Source organism: Williamsia sp. Y844 (genome assembly GCF_056786475.1).
This window is the reverse complement of the sequence record NZ_JBXCJB010000001.1, coordinates 2,074,166-2,094,173: the sequence shown is the minus strand read 5'-3', so window position 1 is coordinate 2,094,173 and position 20,008 is coordinate 2,074,166. Positions and strand designations below refer to the sequence as shown.

The 20,008-nt window shown below is 62.2% G+C and carries 16 protein-coding genes; 3 read left to right on the top strand and 13 right to left on the bottom strand.

Annotated features, from left to right (window positions below):
* Window positions 1–66: 66 nt before the first annotated feature.
* The 7 genes from AC1TQG_RS09455 to AC1TQG_RS09425 form a co-directional block, all read right to left on the bottom strand.
* Window positions 67–1,533: a glutamate synthase subunit beta gene (locus AC1TQG_RS09455; RefSeq protein ID WP_482136661.1), complete on the bottom strand. Its 1,467-nt coding sequence runs from the start codon at window positions 1,531–1,533 to the stop codon at window positions 67–69.
* Window positions 1,526–6,109, bottom strand: coding sequence for a glutamate synthase large subunit (gltB, locus tag AC1TQG_RS09450; RefSeq protein WP_482136660.1), 4,584 nt, complete (start codon window positions 6,107–6,109; stop codon window positions 1,526–1,528). Before gltB ends, AC1TQG_RS09455 begins: the two co-directional genes overlap by 8 nt.
* A 355-nt stretch (window positions 6,110–6,464) precedes the next feature.
* Complete coding sequence (locus AC1TQG_RS09445; protein ID WP_482136659.1) at window positions 6,465–7,076, bottom strand: response regulator transcription factor; 612 nt, start codon at window positions 7,074–7,076, stop codon at window positions 6,465–6,467.
* Entirely contained in the window at window positions 7,073–8,203 is a 1,131-nt protein-coding gene (locus AC1TQG_RS09440) for a sensor histidine kinase (protein ID WP_482136658.1), read from the bottom strand. The genes AC1TQG_RS09445 and AC1TQG_RS09440 overlap by 4 nt, the downstream gene beginning before the upstream one ends.
* Window positions 8,204–8,310: 107 nt before the next feature.
* On the bottom strand, window positions 8,311–8,607 hold the full coding sequence (locus AC1TQG_RS09435) for a putative quinol monooxygenase (RefSeq protein WP_482136657.1): 297 nt from the start codon (window positions 8,605–8,607) through the stop codon (window positions 8,311–8,313).
* Window positions 8,608–8,658: 51 nt separating this feature from the next.
* A complete protein-coding gene (locus AC1TQG_RS09430) occupies window positions 8,659–9,447 on the bottom strand; it encodes an ABC transporter permease (protein ID WP_482136656.1) in 789 nt (262 codons plus the stop codon).
* Window positions 9,444–10,367 carry an ABC transporter ATP-binding protein gene (locus tag AC1TQG_RS09425; RefSeq protein WP_482136655.1) on the bottom strand — a complete coding sequence of 308 codons (924 nt, stop codon included), beginning with the start codon at window positions 10,365–10,367 and terminating at the stop codon, window positions 9,444–9,446. The genes AC1TQG_RS09430 and AC1TQG_RS09425 overlap by 4 nt, the downstream gene beginning before the upstream one ends.
* 174 nt (window positions 10,368–10,541) lie before the next feature.
* On the opposite strand from AC1TQG_RS09425, the gene AC1TQG_RS09420 reads away from it, so the two are divergent.
* Window positions 10,542–11,495: an alpha/beta hydrolase family protein gene (locus AC1TQG_RS09420; protein ID WP_482136654.1), complete on the top strand. Its 954-nt coding sequence runs from the start codon at window positions 10,542–10,544 to the stop codon at window positions 11,493–11,495.
* A gap of 183 nt (window positions 11,496–11,678) precedes the next feature.
* Here AC1TQG_RS09420 and AC1TQG_RS09415 read toward each other — a convergent pair whose 3' ends face one another.
* From AC1TQG_RS09415 to AC1TQG_RS09390, 6 genes are all read right to left on the bottom strand, one after another.
* On the bottom strand, window positions 11,679–12,890 hold the full coding sequence (locus AC1TQG_RS09415; protein ID WP_482136653.1) for an HNH endonuclease: 1,212 nt from the start codon (window positions 12,888–12,890) through the stop codon (window positions 11,679–11,681).
* Between the two features lie 217 nt (window positions 12,891–13,107).
* On the bottom strand, window positions 13,108–13,824 hold the full coding sequence (locus tag AC1TQG_RS09410; RefSeq protein WP_482136652.1) for a hypothetical protein: 717 nt from the start codon (window positions 13,822–13,824) through the stop codon (window positions 13,108–13,110).
* 212 nt (window positions 13,825–14,036) lie between these two features.
* Window positions 14,037–14,747, bottom strand: coding sequence for a hypothetical protein (locus AC1TQG_RS09405; protein ID WP_482136651.1), 711 nt, complete (start codon window positions 14,745–14,747; stop codon window positions 14,037–14,039).
* An 88-nt stretch (window positions 14,748–14,835) separates the two neighbouring features.
* A complete protein-coding gene (locus AC1TQG_RS09400) occupies window positions 14,836–17,148 on the bottom strand; it encodes a TPR repeat domain-containing protein (RefSeq protein WP_482136650.1) in 2,313 nt (770 codons plus the stop codon).
* Entirely contained in the window at window positions 17,148–17,489 is a 342-nt protein-coding gene (locus tag AC1TQG_RS09395) for a hypothetical protein (RefSeq protein WP_482136649.1), read from the bottom strand. The genes AC1TQG_RS09400 and AC1TQG_RS09395 overlap by 1 nt, the downstream gene beginning before the upstream one ends.
* Window positions 17,490–17,677: 188 nt before the next feature.
* Window positions 17,678–18,388, bottom strand: a complete 711-nt coding sequence (locus tag AC1TQG_RS09390) for an alpha/beta hydrolase (RefSeq protein ID WP_482136648.1) — start codon at window positions 18,386–18,388, stop codon at window positions 17,678–17,680.
* A gap of 298 nt (window positions 18,389–18,686) precedes the next feature.
* On the opposite strand from AC1TQG_RS09390, the gene AC1TQG_RS09385 reads away from it, so the two are divergent.
* Together AC1TQG_RS09385 and AC1TQG_RS09380 are read left to right on the top strand one after the other, a co-directional pair.
* Window positions 18,687–19,499, top strand: coding sequence for an SDR family oxidoreductase (locus AC1TQG_RS09385; RefSeq protein ID WP_482136647.1), 813 nt, complete (start codon window positions 18,687–18,689; stop codon window positions 19,497–19,499).
* A gap of 89 nt (window positions 19,500–19,588) precedes the next feature.
* Window positions 19,589–19,999: a PPOX class F420-dependent oxidoreductase gene (locus tag AC1TQG_RS09380; RefSeq protein ID WP_482137306.1), complete on the top strand. Its 411-nt coding sequence runs from the start codon at window positions 19,589–19,591 to the stop codon at window positions 19,997–19,999.
* Window positions 20,000–20,008 lie beyond the last annotated feature (9 nt).

Sequence of the window (20,008 nt, the reverse complement as noted above, 5' to 3'; positions counted from 1 at the left end):
GGTAACGATCTGATATCGCTCCTCGCCCGTGCACATCCTCTCAGGCCCGGGAGGATTTCGCATCACCTATCGCTGAGGTGCCTGCGTCGGTTCGATCGGCGTCGGCAGCAACGAGGAACCGGTCAGGTACGTGTCGGCGGCAGCTGCTGCCGACCGTCCCTCAGCGATCGCCCAGACGATCAGCGACTGCCCGCGTCCGGCGTCTCCGGCCACGAACACGCCGGGTACGGTCGACTCGAAGTTGTTGTCACGCTTGACGTTTCCGCGTTCGTTGTAGGCAACGCCGAGCTTGTCGAGGAAGTCGCCGCGCTCGGGTCCAACAAAGCCCATGGCCAGCAGGACCAGATCGGCCTCGAGCTCGAACTCGCTGCCCTCGACCTTCTCGAAGCGTCCGGCGTTCATCACGACCTCATGCGCCTTCAACCCGGTGACCCGTCCGTCTTCACCGAGGAACTCCTCGGTGTTCACGGAGAAGACACGCTCGCCGCCCTCTTCGTGCGCCGACGAGACGCGGAACATGAGTGGGTAGGTCGGCCACGGAGTCGACTCCGCACGCTCTTCCGGGGGACGCGGCATGATCTCGAACTGATGCACGATCTCGGCGCCCTGGCGGAGCGAGGTCCCGAGGCAGTCGGCACCGGTGTCGCCACCGCCGATGATGATGACCTTTTTACCCTTGGCCGTGATCGGCGGCTGGCCATCGGAGTCGAGGACGTCGTCGCCGTGCTGCACCTTGTTGGCCCAGGGCAGGAACTCCATCGCCTGGTGGATGCCGGTGAGCTCGCGCCCGGGGATCGGCAGATCGCGGCCCACGGTGGAGCCGTTGCAGAGGATCACCGAGTCGAAGTCGGATCGCAGCTGGTCGACGGTGAGGTCGACGCCCACGTTGACTCCGGGACGGAATGTGGTGCCCTCGGCCTCCATCTGCTCGAGGCGACGGTCGATGAAGCGCTTCTCCATCTTGAACTCGGGGATGCCGTACCGCAGCAGGCCACCGATCCGGTCGGCCCGCTCGAAGACGGTGACATCGTGGCCGGCGCGGGTGAGCTGCTGTGCCGCGGCCAGGCCCGCCGGGCCCGAACCGACAACCGCAACCGACTTGCCGGTTTTCACCGACGGCAGCACCGGGGTGACCCAGCTCTCGTCGAACGCATTCTCGATGAGCTCGAGCTCGACCTGCTTGATGGTGACGGCCGGCTGGTTGATGCCCAGCACACACGACGCCTCACACGGTGCCGGACACAGGCGTCCGGTGAACTCCGGGAAGTTGTTGGTGGCGTGCAACCGGTCGATGCCGTCGGCCCAGCGATCCTTGTACACCAGGTCATTCCACTCGGGAATGAGGTTGGCCAACGGGCAACCGTTATGGCAGAACGGGATACCGCAGTCCATGCAACGGCTGGCCTGGGTCTTGAGGGTGTTCTTGTCGAAGTCCTCATAGACCTCTTTCCAGTCCATCAGGCGCAGCGGTACCGGCCGGCGCTGCGGCAGTTCCCGTTTCGGGTGCTTGATGAAACCTCGCTGATCAGCCACGTGCGGCCTCCATAACTGCCTCGTCCACGCTGCGTCCGTCCTTCTCTGCTGCCGCGATGGCCAGCAACACTCGCTTGTAATCACGCGGCATCACCTTGACGAAGTTCTGGGCCTTGTTTGCCCAATCGTCCAGGATCGCCTGTGCGACCGGCGAACCGGTCTCGTTGCGATGTTTGTTCACGATGTTCTCGAGGAACTCGAGGTCGTCTGTTTCGAGCGATTCGGGCTGAACGAGTTCGGTGTTCAGATTCGCCGCCAATTCGCCTGCGGGGTCGTAGACGTAGGCGATACCACCGGACATACCGGCCGCGAAGTTACGGCCGGTCGATCCGAGGACCACCACCCGTCCACCGGTCATGTACTCACAGCCGTGGTCGCCAACACCCTCGACCACCGCGGTGACACCGGAGTTACGTACGCAGAATCGTTCGCCGACCACTCCGCGAAGCAGGATCTCGCCGCCGGTGGCGCCGAATCCGATCACGTTGCCCGCGATGATGTTCTCTTCTGCCACAAAGCCTTCGGGGGCGTTGTCTGCAGGTGCAACCACGATGCGGCCACCCGACAGGCCCTTGCCGACGAAGTCGTTGGCGTCACCCTTGAGGCGCAGCGTCACACCCTTGGGCACAAACGCGCCGAAGCTGTTGCCCGCCGAACCCGTGAAGTCGATGATCACGGTGCCGTCAGGCAGTCCGTTGGCCCCGTAGTTCTTGGTGATCTCGTGACCGAGCATCGTCCCGACAGTGCGGTTGACGTTGGCGATCTTCGACGTGAAGGCCACCCGCTCACCCTTGTCGATCGCGGGACGGGCCTGGGCGATCAATTGCTGATCGAGGGCCTTGTCCAGCGCGTGGTCCTGGCTGCCGGAGCAGTACAGGTCCTGGTTCATGAACGGTGAATCCGGCTGCACCAGGATCGCCGACAGGTCGAGCTTGCCCGCCTTCGCCGACTTCCAGTGGTCCAGAGCCTTGGCGGTGTCGAGCATCTGCACCTGGCCGACAGCATCCTGCAGGGTGCGGAAGCCCAAGCGTGCCAGCAGTTCCCGGACCTCTTCGGCGATGTACATGAAGAAGTTCTCGACGAACTCGGGCTTGCCGGTGAACCGCTCGCGCAGCAATGGGTTCTGCGTAGCAACACCCACGGGGCAGGTGTCCAGATGGCAGACGCGCATCATCACGCAGCCGGCGACCACCAATGGTGCGGTGGCGAAACCGAACTCCTCGCCACCGAGCAGCGCGGCGACAACCACGTCGCGACCGGTCTTGAGCTGGCCGTCGACCTGCACCACGATGCGGTCACGAAGTCCGTTGAGCAGCAGCGTCTGCTGGGTTTCGGCGAGGCCGAGTTCCCAGGGTCCGCCGGCATGCTTCTCGGATGTCAGTGGCGTGGCACCGGTACCGCCGTCGTGGCCGGAGATCAGCACCACGTCGGCGTGTGCCTTCGACACACCTGCGGCGACCGTTCCGACGCCCACTTCGGACACAAGTTTCACGTGAATCCGAGCTTCCGGATTCGCGTTCTTCAGGTCGTGGATCAGCTGAGCGAGATCCTCGATCGAGTAGATGTCGTGATGCGGCGGCGGCGAGATCAGGCCGACACCGGGAGTCGAACCCCGGACCTCGGCGACCCACGGGTACACCTTGTGCGGCGGAAGCTGTCCACCCTCACCGGGTTTCGCACCCTGGGCCATCTTGATCTGGATGTCGGTGCAGTTGGTCAGGTAGTGCGAGTTGACGCCGAAACGTCCCGACGCGACCTGCTTGATGGCACTGCGACGCCAGTCGCCGTTCTCGTCCGGCTCGAAACGACGAACGTTCTCGCCGCCCTCGCCGGAGTTGGAGCGGCCACCGAGACGGTTCATCGCGATCGCGAGGGTCTCGTGCGCCTCGGCGGAGATGGAGCCGAAGCTCATCGCACCGGTCGAGAAGCGCTTGACGATCTCGCTGGCCGGCTCGACCCGATCGATCGGGATCGGATCACGGTCACCGAAATTGAAGTTGAAAAGACCACGCAGCGAAGCGATCTGCTTGGACTGGTCGTCGACGAGCTTCGTGTACTCCTTGAACACCGAGTACTGGCCGGTGCGGGTGGAGTGCTGCAGCTTGAAGACGGTGTCCGGGTTGAACAGGTGGTATTCGCCTTCGCGACGCCACTGGTACTCGCCGCCGACCTCGAGCTCGCGATGCGCGCGCTCTTCGGGACGGTCGGTGAAGGCCACGGCATGGCGGACGGCAACCTCGGCGGCGATCTCATCGAGACCGATGCCACCGAGATGGGACCGCAGGCCGGTGAAGTACTCGTCGACGGTTTCCTGGTCGATGCCGATGACCTGGAACAGCTGGGCTCCGGTGTACGACGCCAACGTGGAGATGCCCATCTTCGACATCACCTTGAGGACGCCCTTGCCTGCGGCCTTGATGTAGTTCTTCTGGGCGGTCTGGTAATCCATACCGCCGAGAACGCCGCGCAGAGCGAGATCTTCGATGGTCTCCAGCGCCATGTACGGGTTGATCGCGGCGGCACCGAAACCGACGAGTGCAGCCATGTGGTGCACCTCGCGGGCGTCACCGGCCTCCACCAGCAGGCCCACCTGGGTGCGAGTCTTCTCCCGGACCAGGTGATGGTGCACGGCCGAGGTCAGCAGCAGCGACGGAATCGGGGCGAGGGTCTCGTCGGACTCGCGATCCGAGAGGACCACCAGGCGGGCACCGTCGGCGATCGCCGCGGAGACCTGCGTGCGGACATCGTCGATGGCCTTACGCAGTCCGGCGCCACCTTCGGCAACCGGATACAGGCCACGGATCTGCACACTGCGGTAGTCGGCGTACCGCTCGTCCTCGCCCAGACGCACCAGCTTGGCCAGGTTGTCGTTGTCGAGGATCGGCTGCGGAAGCACGATCTGCTTGCACGACTCTGGGCCCGGGTTCAGCAGATCGGCCTCACGCCCGATCGTGCCACCGATGCTGGTGACGACCTCTTCGCGGATCGCGTCCAACGGCGGGTTGGTGACCTGCGCGAACATCTGCTGGAAGTAGTCGAACAGCATCCGCGAACGCTTCGAGAGCACGGCGATGGGCGTGTCGGTGCCCATCGATCCGATCGCCTCGGCGCCCGTGCGGGCCATCGGTTCGACGAGCAGGCTGATGTCCTCGGTGGTGTATCCGAACACCTGCTGACGCAGCTTGACCCGGTCGTGGGCCATGTGGGTGTGCGGCTCACCGGGCAGGTCATCGAGGTGCTTCATGCCCTCGTCGAGCCACTGTTGGTACGGGTGCGCGGCGGCGAGCTCGTCCTTGATCTCGGCATCGTCGACGATGCGGCCGGCGGCGGTGTCCACCAGGAACATCCGGCCGGGCTTCAGGCGCAGCTTCTGCACCACGTCTCCGTGGTCGATGTCGAGGACGCCGACCTCCGAGGCCATGACGACCAGGCCGTCTTTGGTGACCCAGATGCGGCTCGGGCGCAGGCCGTTGCGGTCGAGGACCGCACCGATCAGGGTGCCGTCGGTGAAACAGACCGATGCCGGTCCGTCCCATGCCTCCATGAGGGTCGAGTGGTACTCGTAGAACGCCCGGTGCTCCGGCTTCATCGACTCGTGACGCTCCCAGGCTTCCGGGATCATCATCAGCATCGCGTGCGGCAGGCTGCGCCCACCGAGATGCAGGAGTTCGAGAACCTCGTCGAATCGCGCGGTGTCGGAGGCACCCTCGGTGACCACGGGGAAGATCTTCTCCGCGGTGCCTTCACCGAAGACGCTGGTGTCGATGAGCGCCTCGCGGGCCCGCATCCAGTTCTCGTTGCCGGTTGCGGTGTTGATCTCACCGTTGTGGGCAACGCGCCGGAAGGGGTGGGCAAGCGGCCAGCTCGGGAACGTGTTGGTGGAGAAGCGCGAATGGACCAGGCCCAGTGCGCTTTCGACACGCTCGTCTTGCAGGTCGATGTAGAAACCACGCAGCTGCGGGGTGGTCAGCATGCCCTTGTATACGAAGGTACGACCGGAAAGGCTTGGGAAGTAGACGGTCTCGCGACCGGGTCCGTCCTGTCCGGCACCCTTGGCGCCGAGTTCGGTCTCGACCCGCTTGCGCACCACGTATGCACGACGCTCGAGGTTGTCGCCGCTCTCTCCCGCGATGAAGATCTGGCGGAAGGTCGGCATGGCGTCACGCGCGAGCGCGCCCAGCGAAGCCTCTTCGATGGGGACATCGCGCCAGCCCAGGACGGTCAGGCCCTCGGACGTCACGATCTTCTCGACACCGTCACACGCGGTCTTGGCGTCGGCCGAACCCTGCGGCAGGAACGCCATGCCAGTGGCATACGAGCCCTCGGCAGGCAGTTCGAAGTCGACAACCGCACGGAAGAAGCGGTCGGGAACCTGGATCATGATCCCGGCACCGTCACCGGTGTTCGGCTCAGCGCCGGCAGCGCCACGATGTTCGAGGTTCACCAGGGCCGAGATCGCCTTGTCGACGATGTCGCGGCTACGCCGACCATGCATGTCGACAACAAAAGCGACACCGCAGGAGTCGTGCTCGTTCTGCGGGTCGTAGAGCCCAATCGGGCCGGGAGCGTGCTTCATACTATTCGCCCTTAAACATCGCGCTCAGTCGGAGCGCACCGCTTCAGCAGTGGTTACACACGTGGGACGTTAACCAGCTAAGGTAAACCTAAACACTCGCTCCACCTGCACTTACGTGCCCGTAGGCCAGTCCCACATGCTCTAGCCAGCGCCGTTGCTGACCACAGATGATCGCTGATCATTGCACGGAGGATTACCCCGGCAACAAACATCGAATTATTTTCTCACGGCACCCACGCCGGATTGAAATCGCGCCCGGCAAAAAGCCACCCCTGCCGCCCTCCTCCGGGCGATTCCCGCAGCTGCCGAACGTTCGTTTGTCGGCTACATCACAAACAGGACCGAGCGCACCTGATCAGAGCCAACCGTGCTGTTGAGCCATCCGCGCGGCCTGGAGCCTGGATCCGGTCCCGGTCTTGCCGATCGCACTGGACAGGTAATTGCGCACGGTTCCCGCCGACAGGTGCACCTGGGCAGCGATCTCGATGACGGGCGCACCTGTCATCGCCAGCCGCAACACGTCCCGCTCCCGTTCTGTCAGTGGGTTGCCTCCGGTGGCCAGGCTCTCGGTCGCGAGGGTGGGGTCGATGACCCGGAGTCCGGCATGGACCCGACGTACCGCATCGGCCAGGTCCGCGGATGGGGTGTCTTTGACAACAAACCCCGAGGCGCCTGCTTCAACGGCTCGGCGCAGGTATCCGGGCCTGCCGAATGTCGTCACGATCAGGGTGCGGACGGACGGCAGTTCACGCCGAAGGGTGCTCGCCACCTCGATTCCGTCCATCCCGGGCATCTCGATATCGAGCAGGCAGACGTCGCAGGCGTGGGTTCGGGCCGCTTCGAGCACTTCGTCGCCTCGACCCACCTGAGCGACAACGGTCAGATCCGACTCCAGGTTCAGCAGCGCGGCCAGCGCGCCGCGCACCAACGCCTGGTCGTCGGCGACCAGCAGCCTGATCTCACTCAAACTGTCTCTCCTTGTTCGACCGAGACCCGGACAGCTGTACCGTCGCTGGTTTCCAGAACCAATAGCCCGCCGACCGCCTCGACGCGCTCCCGCAGTCCACGCAGACCGTTCCCGATACCGCCGCCGGCCTGTCCGACGCCGTCGTCGATCACGCAGATCATGCTGGGCGACAGTGTTACTCGGCATGAAGACGCGCTTGAATGCCGGACGACATTTGTGATGGCCTCACGCAGCGCCCAGGCAAACAGGGTGCGATTCTCGACGCGGACGACGGACGTGTCCGAAGGGAGCTCAGGGATGATCTGCGCGGCCGTCAAAGCTGTATGCGCCGAGAGTAATTCGGAATCGAGATCCGGAGAACGCAAGCCGCCCACGGTTGTCCGGACCGCCGCAAGCGCCTCACGAGAGATCCGGTGCAGGTCGGCTATCTCGGCTTTGGCGGCAGCACGGTCGACATCGACCAGCCGGCCTGCGAGTTCGGCCTTGATAGTCAACACGGTCAGCGAATGACCGAGTATGTCGTGTACATCGCGTGCCACCCGTTCCCTCTCACCGATGATGGCGAGTTGTTCGTCGAGTCGACGGGCAGTCGCAGCGGCTTCTCCCCGCAACTCCTCCCTGGTTCGGAGCATCCGTACCGTCAGCAACACCGGCCCGATCACCAACAACATCAACACAATTCCGGTGTCGATCTGCCAATCGTCGACTAGCTCGGGCAAAAGCACGGCGGCGCCCATCAGCAGCACACATACCGCGACTGCCACCGGCAACGGAAAGGCGAAGGAGGCCAACGCCATCAGATAGGGCGCCAACGCAAAGACCTCCTCATGGAGGATGGTCGTCATCATGCCTGCGATGGCGGCGAGTAACAGGAACCCGGTAATTGCCCCGCGGCGCCAACTGCCGGTGGCCCGGTCCAGATCGTTGATCAGGTATACGCAAGACAACAGATAGCCCAGCGCAAAGACGCCCAATGCGACGAGGCCAAAAACCCGGACGGAGAAAGTCAGAGACGTCGACGTCACCGTCTCCGCGATGGGATAGGCCAGAAACAACAACCACACCGCCGCGAAGGGCCAACGGCCGTCGCGCCAGGCGCGGAACCAGTCATTCGTCAGTCTCGACATCGGATAGTCCTACCGAGACGACATCGATGTGGTTTGAACGTCTCGGTGCGGGCGGTCAATGAGACCGCCCGCACCGAGACACCAGATCTTGCGCCCAGCGACAGTGTTCAGATATCGCTGTCAGCCTGGTAGACGGTCAGAGCCGGCCGGCCGGCCAGCAGCGGCCCGAGATCGGTGATCGCACCCTCGCCCGCCCGGAACTCCCGGTATTTCGCATCGTGCTCGGCGGATGCCCAGCGTTCAACAGCCAGAAAGTGAGCCGGGTCGGCCTGATCGATCAGCACCTCGACACCTTCGCATCCTTCGAATGCCCTGGTTTCCGCGAGAACCCGCTTCATCACGGTCCTGGCGTCGTCGAGGGATTCAGCCTTGAACTTGAGATCGAGAAGTGCGATCAATGACATGTTGATGTCTCCGCTTTCTGATGGATGTAGTTGTTGCCCACCTGAACTTACCTATTGACGCGTCGTGCTTTTGCGGTAGTAGTGAATTGCGGCGTATCCGAAGATGGCGCCCCACACCACGATGTTGGCGAATACCACGAGCAATGAGATGTGGTCGCCGTCCGCCGTCTCACCTCCGGTGAGCGGATAGTTCGCCAGTGTTCCGATACCGAACATCGGAGTGAACATCGAGAACGTCAGCATTGCACCCTTGAGAGGGACGAACAGGTTGCCCGCGAAGGCCAACAGGGTGAGCACGCCACCGAGCACCTGGGTTGCGGCATCGCTCCGCAAGGCAAAGCCGACGGCCAGGCCGAAGGCTGCAAACAACGCCGATCCGAGCCACCCGAGCAGTATCGAGAGGATCCACAGCCCCACCGGCGCTTTGGCACCGGTGAAGACACCGACCACCGAGAGCAACACCAGTGGCATCGCTGCCACCGTGAGGGCAACAACCACCTTCGACAGCACGTAGGACGCCGGGGTCAGCGGAGTCATCAACAGTGTTCGCGTCCAACCGGCCTGCTGTTCGATCGCAACAGATGCAGCTGTGGTTGTGGTGGCCAGGATCGCGCCGTACACCGCCATATGGATCAGCACGTATGCGGCGGTGTTCGCGCTGCCGATCTTGTCACCGCTGTCGCTGGCGTTTGCCCCGAAGATCACATACATCAGGGTCGGAATCGCGATGGTGAAGATCAGCGCACGCCGATTCCGCAGTACCCGCTGCAGATCGAGGCTTATGTAGGTGAGGGAGAAGCCACGCAAGAGCCCGCCTGCGGGGGGAGTAAGGGTGGTCATCGTTTGATCCTCTCGGGGTTCTGCGAGTCTTCACTGGTGAGTGCGACGAAGGCGTCCTCGAGGTTGTGCGAGGTGATCTCGACATCGCGCGCCCCGGTCTCGGTGAGCAGATATCGGGCAAGCTCGTCAGAGTCCTGCGTACGCAGGAAGACTCGGCCCCCACGATCAGTGACGTCTGCCAATTCGGGAAATTTCGTCACTGTGCGGGCCAAATCGTCGCCGCCGAGAACTGCCGAAACGCTGCGGCCGCTGGCCTGTGCCCGAATACTCGCAGCCGAACCGTCGGCAACGATTCGGCCGTGGGCCATCATCACGATACGGTCGGCGAAGTCGTCGGCTTCTTCCAGATAATGAGTCGCAAACACCACGGTCCGGCCGTTTTTGGCGTCGGCTCGCATGGTCGCCCAGAAATTGCGGCGTGATTCGACATCCATTCCGGCGGTCGGCTCATCGAGAACGATCAGATCCGGATCAGGCAACAGCGCCAACGCGAACTTCAACCGCTGCTGCTCACCGCCAGAACATTTCGAGACCTGACGCTCGGCGATGGCGGTGAGTCCCGCTCGTTCCATGACGTGGCCGAATGAGCTGATACCGAAGGACGCGGCAACCACCCGGACCGTTTCGGAGACCGTGAAATCGGGTAGTAGGCCGCCGGTTTGCATCACGGCGGCAATTCGTCCGCTGCCGGCGGCGACGGACGGTTTGAGACCGAAGATGCTGACATCTCCCGACTGAGGTTGGGAGAGTCCGAGGATCATGTCGATGGTGCTCGTCTTACCCGCCCCGTTCGGGCCGAGAAACGCCACCACCTCTCCGGCATTGATCTGCAGATCAACACCATCGACGGCCCGCACCGGCCCGCCGGATGAGGCGAAGGACTTTGTCAGTCCACGCAATTCAATCGCTGTTGTGCTCATGAATTGATCATGCGCTGATTACCGCAGTCATCACACTGTCGATGTCACGAATCCGACATGACAAATGTCATTGTGCGAGAGGCACTCCCGGATCCACATCAATTCATTGTTATTAGCGATTACAAAACAGCGGCCTTTTGGGAGCCCTCCGGGCAGCTGCGATTTACTATTCCCATGAAGCTATTCAAAACGGTGGCCACTGCTATCGGATTCATCGGTGTGATCGCCGCGGCCTGTGCATGTACCAGCACAGCACCGACTCCGGTGGCCGCGCCATCGTCGACCGCGGAAACGCTCGACGAGATCACCGTTCATCGACTCACATACGACGCCTCCCCCAGCGCCGACCCCGACCAGAACTGGGGCGATCTCTACTTGCCCGCGGGCGAGCAGACCACCGATTCGACGCCGCTCGTCGTCCTGATCCACGGGGGCTCCTGGAAGTCGGCGCTCGATGCCCAGACCATGCGCCCGTACGCGCTGGACCTGGCCAAACGCGGTATGGCCGTCTACAACATCGAGTACCGCCGCGTCGGTTCCGGAGGTGGCTGGCCGACCACCTTCACCGATGTCGCCAACGCCCTCGACTTCGTACCGGAGATCGACAAGCAGTTCCCCCAAATCACCGTCGATGACGAGCTGGTGGTCGGCCACAGCGCAGGCGCGCAGTTGGCCATGTGGGCCGGAACGCGAAATCAGCTGAATGCCAACGAGGTCGGCCACAGTCCCAAATTTCGTCCGACGCGGGTTGTCTCCTTGGCCGGGCCGCTGGACATGGTCTACGCCGCCAATCACGGCAATGACCGCATCGTGACCGTGCTCGGCGGGACACCGCAAGAGGTTCCCGATCGGTACGCCTCCGTCGATCCCATCCAGAACATCGACGTCACCATGCCGGTGATCGCGGTCCACGGCACAGCCGACACCCTGGTGCCACCGAACCTGTCGGAGCGGTACATCAAAGAGGTCGACCGTCGCGGCGGCATCGGCGAACTCGTCCTGTTGAAGGGCGAAGACCACGTATCCATCGTCAGTTCCGACTCACCGGAATACGGCAACATCCTCGACATCATCACCGATTCCTCACAGATGACCATCGCCGAACTCAACGAGTCATACGCGGACTAGATCGAGATGGCGCATTGGTGCTGCCGCCCGGCCGCCGGGCGGCAGCACCAATGGTCGTTCACACTGTGGAGTTGTCAAGAGTTCGTGCGCGGTCCCGACGCGTGGTCGGATGCGACTGATGGAGATGGCTCGTCCGCCGCTGCCAATATCTCGTTGCGGCAGCGGATCCGGGGTGGTCGCCGGTTAGGCGGCGAGAGTCAGGGTTCGCCGGTTGTAGGCCGGTAGCGGTCTTCGTTGCGGGTCGATGTCGGCGGGCGGGATCATCCACGGGTGTCCGTCGGATCCCATGATCACGTCCCACCCGGTGTTGTGAACAGCCATATGGCAGGTGCGGCACAGCAAGCACCCGTTGTCGAGGGTGGTGAGGCCGCCGTCGACAAAGTGCACGATGTGGTGGCAGTCCGACCAGCCCGCCTTCGCACCGCATTTCACGCAGCAGGTGTCGCGGATGATGATCGCTTTACGGACCAGTCCGGTGAACAAACGTTTCGGTGGTCTCAGGTTGATCGGGACCTGCTGCCCGTCGAGGGTGATCGAGGTGATTGATGAATCGCACGCCAACGCAGCGGCGGTTGCTTCGGTGATCGGACCCATCCACGGCAGCGAGGCAGCCTCGGGATGATCGGCGGGCACGGTGACCATCACCTCGGTTCGCGGCGCCGACACCAGCGTTTGTCCACCACCACCGCAATCCAACAACTGATGTAGCGCATCGGCTCGGCGTTGGGTGGGGCTTCGACTGTCATCCGAGCCGTCGGGTTCAGGACGGGCTTTGGACCAGAAGTCCAACGCGGAAAACAACTTCTCCCCGATCACCGCATCCACATCGAACGTACCGACACATCGACCCTCACGGACTGCATAGTCCAGACTGTTCAGCGACCGGTCCTCAGCCGGCGGCGGACCACCGGTGTCCCTGGCCACCTCGTTGCCCAGCGCGCGGGCCTCTGCACCGATCTCAGCTGGTGCGGCTCCGGAAATGGTGTGGTTCAGCAGTTTCCGCTCAAATCCGACCTGCTGTTCGGGTGTCACCGGATCCTCGGACCGGCCGACGATATGGGCGACGCCCTTGACCACCGCGTCCACGTGTTCGGAGGACAGGAACCCGTCCCGCGAATACCCGGCGGTACGATCCAGACCCATCAAGCCTGCGCTGATGCGTAACCAGCGGTACGCAGATACTGGTGCAGCACCGTTGGCCTGCAGCAACTTTGCTGTTGTCGAGCCGGCCTTACGGGCGATGCCCGACTCGTCGATCACCGCAGCACACACCGCGAGCTGATGCTCCGTCGCGTTACGCAGGGTGATCAGATCCTTCGCCATACCCAGCGTGGCAGTTGCATCATCGGTTAAGACCAGGTCAACCAATTCGTCGACCATCTCGAGAAGTCGCATAGCACAGCACCTTCCAAGGAGAGAGCAAACCGGGGGCGTCGACCGGAGTGTCTCTGCGGGGAAGGCGTCAGATACGGCGTACTTGTGGTCGACTGACTCCACCGTACCCAATCGAACACACATTCGCAAGGAGTATTTTCCCGGGCTGTACTGAGCATTCCGAACGAGATCCTTTGAGTGCCACACTATTACGGGGCGAGTTTGGCGGCTCAAGCCCCTACGCCACGTTCGAAGGCCCGATCCAGCCCGGAAACTGCACTCCCACAGGAATAACTGGCGCCACAAATCCTGGAGGCTGCTCTTGATACGGCGAATCAGGATCCGGATGCGTCAGTCCCGGAAATCTCTCCGCCCACCAATCTCGGCACTCCTGCGGAACAAAGAGACCGTCGTCCCGCGGCGCCCCTTCGGTACCGCCAAAGATCGGCTTGCCCAATCGAATCATCCATGACCCGAACACATTCCATGACGGCGACCGCTGCAGTTCGGTTCCGTGATCCGGATCGACATCTTCCACACCGGCCGCGCCCGTTGACCCGCCAACGTTCTCCAACACGATTCGATCCACACCGGTCGGCGGATTTACATCGTCCACCCCCGGAATCGAGTGCAGCATGTAACTACAGACCGACGCCGATATCACTGTGTCCGTTTCTGAGTAGTCGGCGATATGCAAGAAGACCGTTTCGTCTATCGGAGCGAGATACTCTGATCGGTCCTCCCAACGAGCGAGTGTGAAGGGTTCCTGCCCAGGAGCCAGAGCGCCCGTGAAACCAGGGAAGTAGTCATCGATCTCTTCGATCGCAGGCCAGTAGAAGCCCGCTTCACTTGCCGCCCGTATCAACTCCGATCCACGACCAAACAAATCGGAACCAGATTCCGCCGACCACACATGTGGCGTGAAGTTGCTGAATGATTCAGGCTCGGCCGACAATCGCTCTACATCCAGTTCTCCACATGCAGCCGCGCCCAGGACTGCGCACGCGGCGAGGGACGCTAACCGCCAAACCCGACTAACCACCATCGGACTCCCCTGGCTCTCGGTTACTGATCACTGGCGAAGCTCACCAGCCAGCCACGATTTCTACCCAACTTCATCCCCCTGAGTTGCCTCCTGCCGAGGAACAATCCCGGGGCCCTCACCAACTACGCCACGTTCGAAGGACCGATCCAGCCCGGAAACTGCACTCCCACCGGCATCACCGGCGCTACAAACCCCGGTGGTTGTGTCTGATAAGGGGATCCGGGTTCCAACGGTGCCAATCCTGGAAACCTCTCCGCCCACCAATCTCGGCACTCCTGCGGAATGAAGAACCCATCTTTGGTCGGAGCCTCCTGAGTCCCACCAAAGAAGACCTGCCCCAGCCTGATCTTCCACGACCCGAAGACATTCCACGATGGTGTCTGCTGTTCCTCTGAACCGTGCGCCGCGTCATGGTCGACCACGCCCGGCGTCCCCTTTGACTCGCCTACGTTCTCCAAAACGATCCGATATGCGCGGCTCGGGGGGTCGACCTCGTTAGATCCCGGCGTCGAGTGAAGCGTGTAGTGGCATACCGTCGCTGCCACCCGCGATTCACTCTCAGAATAGTCCGCAATATGAAGGAACATTGTCTCGTCGAGCGCGTCCAGATACTCCGCTCGAGTCTCCCAACGAGTGCGAGCAAAGTTGCCTTGTTCCGGAACCAAAGCCGAAATGAATCCCGGGTAGTAATCATCAATTTCTTCAATAGCGGGCCAATAGAACCCGGCTTCACTCGCCGCCCGTATCAACTCCGATCCACGACCAAACAAATCGATACCGGATTCCGCCGACCAGATATGTGGCGTGAAGTTTGTAAACCTCTCAGACTTCAACGACGCTGGTGAGGAATCGGCCCCATCACCACACGCCGTCACGGCCAAAACACTGCACGCCGTGAGGATTGCAACCCGCCAAACCCGACTAACCGCCATCGGAGTCCTTGTCGTCACTCTTTGTGTGGTCGCGTATTGCGTCGCTGTATCCGTTCCGGATGTTCTGGACAACGGTCTCACTTTTGTACACTTCCTGGAGCATGCTGTCGTATCCCGCCGCCGCGGAAGTCACAGGCAGTCCACTGTCAACCACCTCGTCCCAGCTCATCAACTTGCCTTGGCCATCGAAGAACTCTCGGTATTTGAGTCTAAATTCGGGAGGCAAGTCGGGAGTCACATTCAGTATGTTGTACGCCTGACGAGAGAAGTTTGGTCCGCTTACGGCCGATTCTCTAGGATCGCCTGGCTCCGCGCCAATAACTGCCTCCTGCAAAATGTCACCCGACGCATCCTTCGCCAGATTTATAAACTCCCCGCCGGGAACCTTGTCCACCCCGAAGGACAGTACTTCCATCAATCCTGTGAATGCACCTTCTTTCCGTGCATATATTTCTTCCTCGTGGGCGGCCTCGTCGTTATATTGATCCTGCATCGCGAGAAGCATGCCTTTATCCGTGAGACCGAGTAGGGCCCCAACCTTCAACAGATTCCCTTCCGCAAGGGGTGACGATGGGTCGGATGCATATCGCCCTTCGGCCGCCAGTTGCTCCCCGATTACGGCTTGCGTAAACGTGGTCCCTGCCACTGCATCCGTGTTCATCAAAGCGAACACATTTGCCGAGCCGAAGAAGTTCAGATTCCCATCAGGGTCTGACCATCCCCCCGGGTCAAAGCCGTCGGCAATGTCGCTGCCACCACCCGCCATAATTCCCACGTAGGGGCTCATACTGCTGGCAACTGTTTGCATTAGTTCAGGGTTGAGTTGTCCGGCCGATTGTTGGTCGGCACCTGGAACGTTCCGCAGATACTCCCACGCTTGGTCCGTACTCGACGCACGCGCAACGGCCTCCATGATGTTGCCCGTACGGGTCGCTGTCGCAACATCGTTCGCGTTGGCATGGTCTTCTATCGTCGCGTCGCCTTCGTTGAACTGAAAGAGCGTCGACGCTGCCTTGCCATCGTCAGTCCAGTTGTGCGCAAGCACATCCTTCACAAAGTCACCGCCATGGCCCGAATCATCCACTGCCGCTTCGACAGCAATCTTGTCGCCGCCCACCGCGCTGAAGATTTCTTCGGTGATCGCCATGTCCTGAGTGCCACGTCCATCCACGGTGAAGTACTCGAACTTGCTGTTCGGACTCTGCTCGTGCGCAACCTGTGCATCCAGGTACTGTCGCCCGACGTCGAGCAGTGCGCTGTCGAGCGCAGAGCCGCTCTGATACCTACCGTCGCCCTTCGCAACGATTCCGGCGATCGCTTTGTTGTCGGCGACGCCATTCAGAGCCACGCTCGGTAGCACGCTGCTTCCGACGGTCTCAAAGCCGATGACCGTCAGATCATCTCGGGTCAGCGATTCCTTCATCCCAGTCGGCAACCAGTCGAGTCCACCGTTGGTCGGAACCTCCACATCGCCGCGCACTGAGGCTGTCACCTTCTCATTCGACAGAATCTGCAACGAATTCGCCACTGCTGCTTGGTTACCCGGCGACAACTTCGAAAGCAGGTTTTGAATCTCCTGCGGTGACTTGCCGTCCAGCGCCGTACTCAGCTGATTCAGGTACTCCATCTGCGATGCCGGGATGGCAGCGGTTTCGCCGCGAGCGAGTGCATCGAGTTGCGCGTCAGTCAGGTGCGCGCTTTCTTGGATGCGCCGCAGTTGCTCCGGAGTCAACGCGGAGGGGTCGTTGGCCAGGGCCCGACCGTCAACCCGACCCTGTCCCCCGCCCGATGTGGCGGCTGAGGTGAACGTCGCCGTGAGTCCTTCACGCGCGCCGGACAACTGCCCCTTGACGGACTCATCGGCATTGACGGTCGCGGTGACGGCGTCGTTCAACTCACGTACACGTTCGGCGAGCAGGGCGACCCGGTCATCGTCAGGATCGGACTCACTGTCGGTGATCGCCAGAGATTCCGAGACTGTGAAACGGTCGGTCTCTGCGGCCAGAATGGCGGCCCTGGCGCGCTGCAAGGGTGCATCGATCTCGTAGAAGCCCTGCCTTGCCGTCGTCGCCACCGCGTCGAGCGCATCCGCGACCGTTCCGACGGCGGTCTTATCTGCGGTTGCGCGAGCCTGAACGGCTTCAGCGGTCGTACCCTCCCAATAGATTTCGCCCGCTCTTGTAACGCCGGCCTGATACCGCTCGAACAGGGCTTCTGCACTGACACCCAGCGCCGTCCAGGCATCAGCAATGCTGGTCAGCGTCGCCGGGTTGAACGCCGCCAGTTGTGATCTGGTCACCATCAGACGGGTTCCTCCGGGTTCCAGTCACCGGTTGCTGCGGTGAATGTCGACGCGAGATTGGCTGCCGACTGTTCGTCTACGGCTCGGAACTGGCAGGCGACATTGATCATCACGTCCCCGGTCTCGCCAAGGCGCTCGTCCAGGGCAGGCACGAGTGCACCATCGATCAGATCACCCGAAATCGAAGATGCTTCGGCGACCGATGCCAGGATTCCTCCTTGAACGGACGAATACGGACCGGCAGCCGGTCCGACCCGCAAGGCGGCCGCTTCCGCCGCAAGTCCATGTAAGACCCCGCCAAGCCGTACCAACTCGTCGACATCAGCCTGAAATTTGCTCATCTCAGTCTCCCCCACTGCAGGCCAGACCCCCCCCGGCCACGCGATTCGGATCGAGTATAAGTGTCGACCACATGCGTTTGACCAGCCCAACTGACCAGTTGGGCAGGACATGGACAAGTTCATCCCCGAGAGTGCCCACCAAGGGAATATTTCCCTCCGCGCCGGCTCCCGGGGAAGAAGGTGGCGGACTAAACCACCCGAAGCAGCATTTCGGTCACCTTTTCGGGTTCGGAGATCATCAAATCGTGGCCGGTGTCGATATCCCACACCCGCCCGTCCGATGCGGCCTGCAACGCTGCCACGTCGCGGAACGGCAGGGTCGCGGTACACACGATGTGTGACTGCGGAATCTCGCGAATGTCGGATTCGTTGTCCAACAACAACTTCTGTTCGAAGCAGGCCCACGGATGCGGGGTGAGTTTCGGCTTCATCCAGGCGATCTGATCGGGGTCTGTCACGCCGTAGTACCCCATCGGATCGGTGCCCGGGAACAGCACGAGTTCGACGCCGTCCACCACTCGCCCGACCGACCGGGATGCCTCCATCAGCAGTCCTGCGACGTCGGCAAGCGATTGACCGTTCTCAGGATTGGCGGCATCGAGATACACCAGATGACCGATCCGCGCGGTGGCACGATCCGCGACCCCGGTGATGATCATCCCGCCGTAGCTGTGGCCCACCAGGATCACGTCGTGCAGATCCTCGAACTCCAAAACGTTGACCACGTCGGTGATCTGGACGTCGAGGTTCACATCCTTGGATACGAGGTGCGATCTCTCGCCCAGACCGGTCAGTGTCGGCGTGTAGACGTCGTGGCCCGCAGACCGAAGCAGTCGCGCGACTGCTTGGTAGCACCAACCGCCATGTCCTCCGCCGTGTACCAGCACAAAGGTAGCCATAGAGATCTCCGACTCTGCTCAGTTGAGGCCCGGCGCGGGCACCCGGACACGTAAGTGGTCAAACGACAACCTATGCACCCAAGAGCAGGCCCGCGGCGTTTTCTCCTCACCCGCGCGTATCGAGATCGTCAGGATGGGCTCGGATTTCGCGCTCAGCTACCGCAGACTTGCGCTGATGCCCGACTAAAGCAGTAGCCTGCAGAATGTCGGCAATTGGTTCGCGCACACCGGTGCAGTCGATCGTCGACAGGTCAGGGGAGGCGGCAACCCAGCCACCTTCGAGTACAGGAGTGCAGTGATGGACAAGAACGTGCTGGTTGTCATCGGGGTCGGCGGAATGGGTCTCGCGGTCGCCCGCAGACAGGGCCCGGGCAAGCACATTCTGCTCGCAGACTTCAACACCGAAACCCTCGCTGCCGCAGCCAAAACCCTCAGCGGCGAAGGCCATACGGTGACGACGCAGCAGGTCGATGTCGGGCTTCCGGAATCGATTGCCACCCTGGCCGACACCGCGGCCTCACTCGGTGCCGTCACCGAGGTCGCCCACACCGCCGGACTGTCTCCGACACAGGCAGATTCGGAATCCATCCTGAAGGTGGACCTCCTCGGAGTCGCCCTGTCGCTCGACGCATTCGGGCAGATCATCGCGCCCGGTGGCGCCGGCGTGGTGATCTCGAGCATGTCGGGATACCTGGGTGCCGGAGGGCTCGACGGCGAGCAGGAGAAGGCCCTTGCCCGCACCCCGACCACTGAGCTGCTGCAACTGCCGTTCCTGCGCACCGACCTCGAGCCCGGCGTCAACTATGCGATTGCCAAGCGCGCCAACGCACTTCGCGTGCAGGCCGCAAGCGGACAGTGGGGCGCACGCGGGGCACGCATCAACTCCGTCAGCCCCGGCGTCATCTCGACCCCGATGGGACAACAGGAACTCGCCGGTGAAAGCGGTGCGGGTATGCGCATGATGGTCGAACGCTCTGCCACGAAGCGGCTCGGTACCCCCGACGACATCGCCGCTGCTGTCGCGTTCCTGCTCGGCCCCGACGCGACCTTCATCAGCGGCATCGACCTCCTCGTCGACGGTGGGGCTATTGCGGCCGTGAAGTCCATGTAGCTGTCGACCCCATCTCGGGTTGACTTCAAGTCCACTTGAAGTCGGAAACTGTGGACAGCAACTCTGCCGACGACGAGATGGGGAACAAGATGACGTTGACAGACGACGAGATCGAATACCTTGCGACGCAGGATCTGGGACGTTTGGCGACGCTCCAGCCAGGAGGAAACCCACAGGTGAATCCTGTTGGTTTCACGTGCAACATCGACCTCGGCACAATCGACATCACCGGGTTCAACATGGCGGCAAGTCAGAAATACAAGAATCTCGCCGCCAACCCCACGGTCGCATTCGTGGTCGATGACATCGCCTCCCGGGACCCCTGGCGGGTGCGTTGCCTCGAGATCCGCGGCACTGCCGAGCAGGTCGAACCACGCAGCGCTGCGGGCCCGATCATCCGCATCCACCCGACGCGGATCATCTCCTTCGGGCTCGCCGAAGAGGATTTCGATGTCGATCCGCACCGCATCCGGCCCAAGAAGCGCAACATCGCGGCCTGACGATCTCGT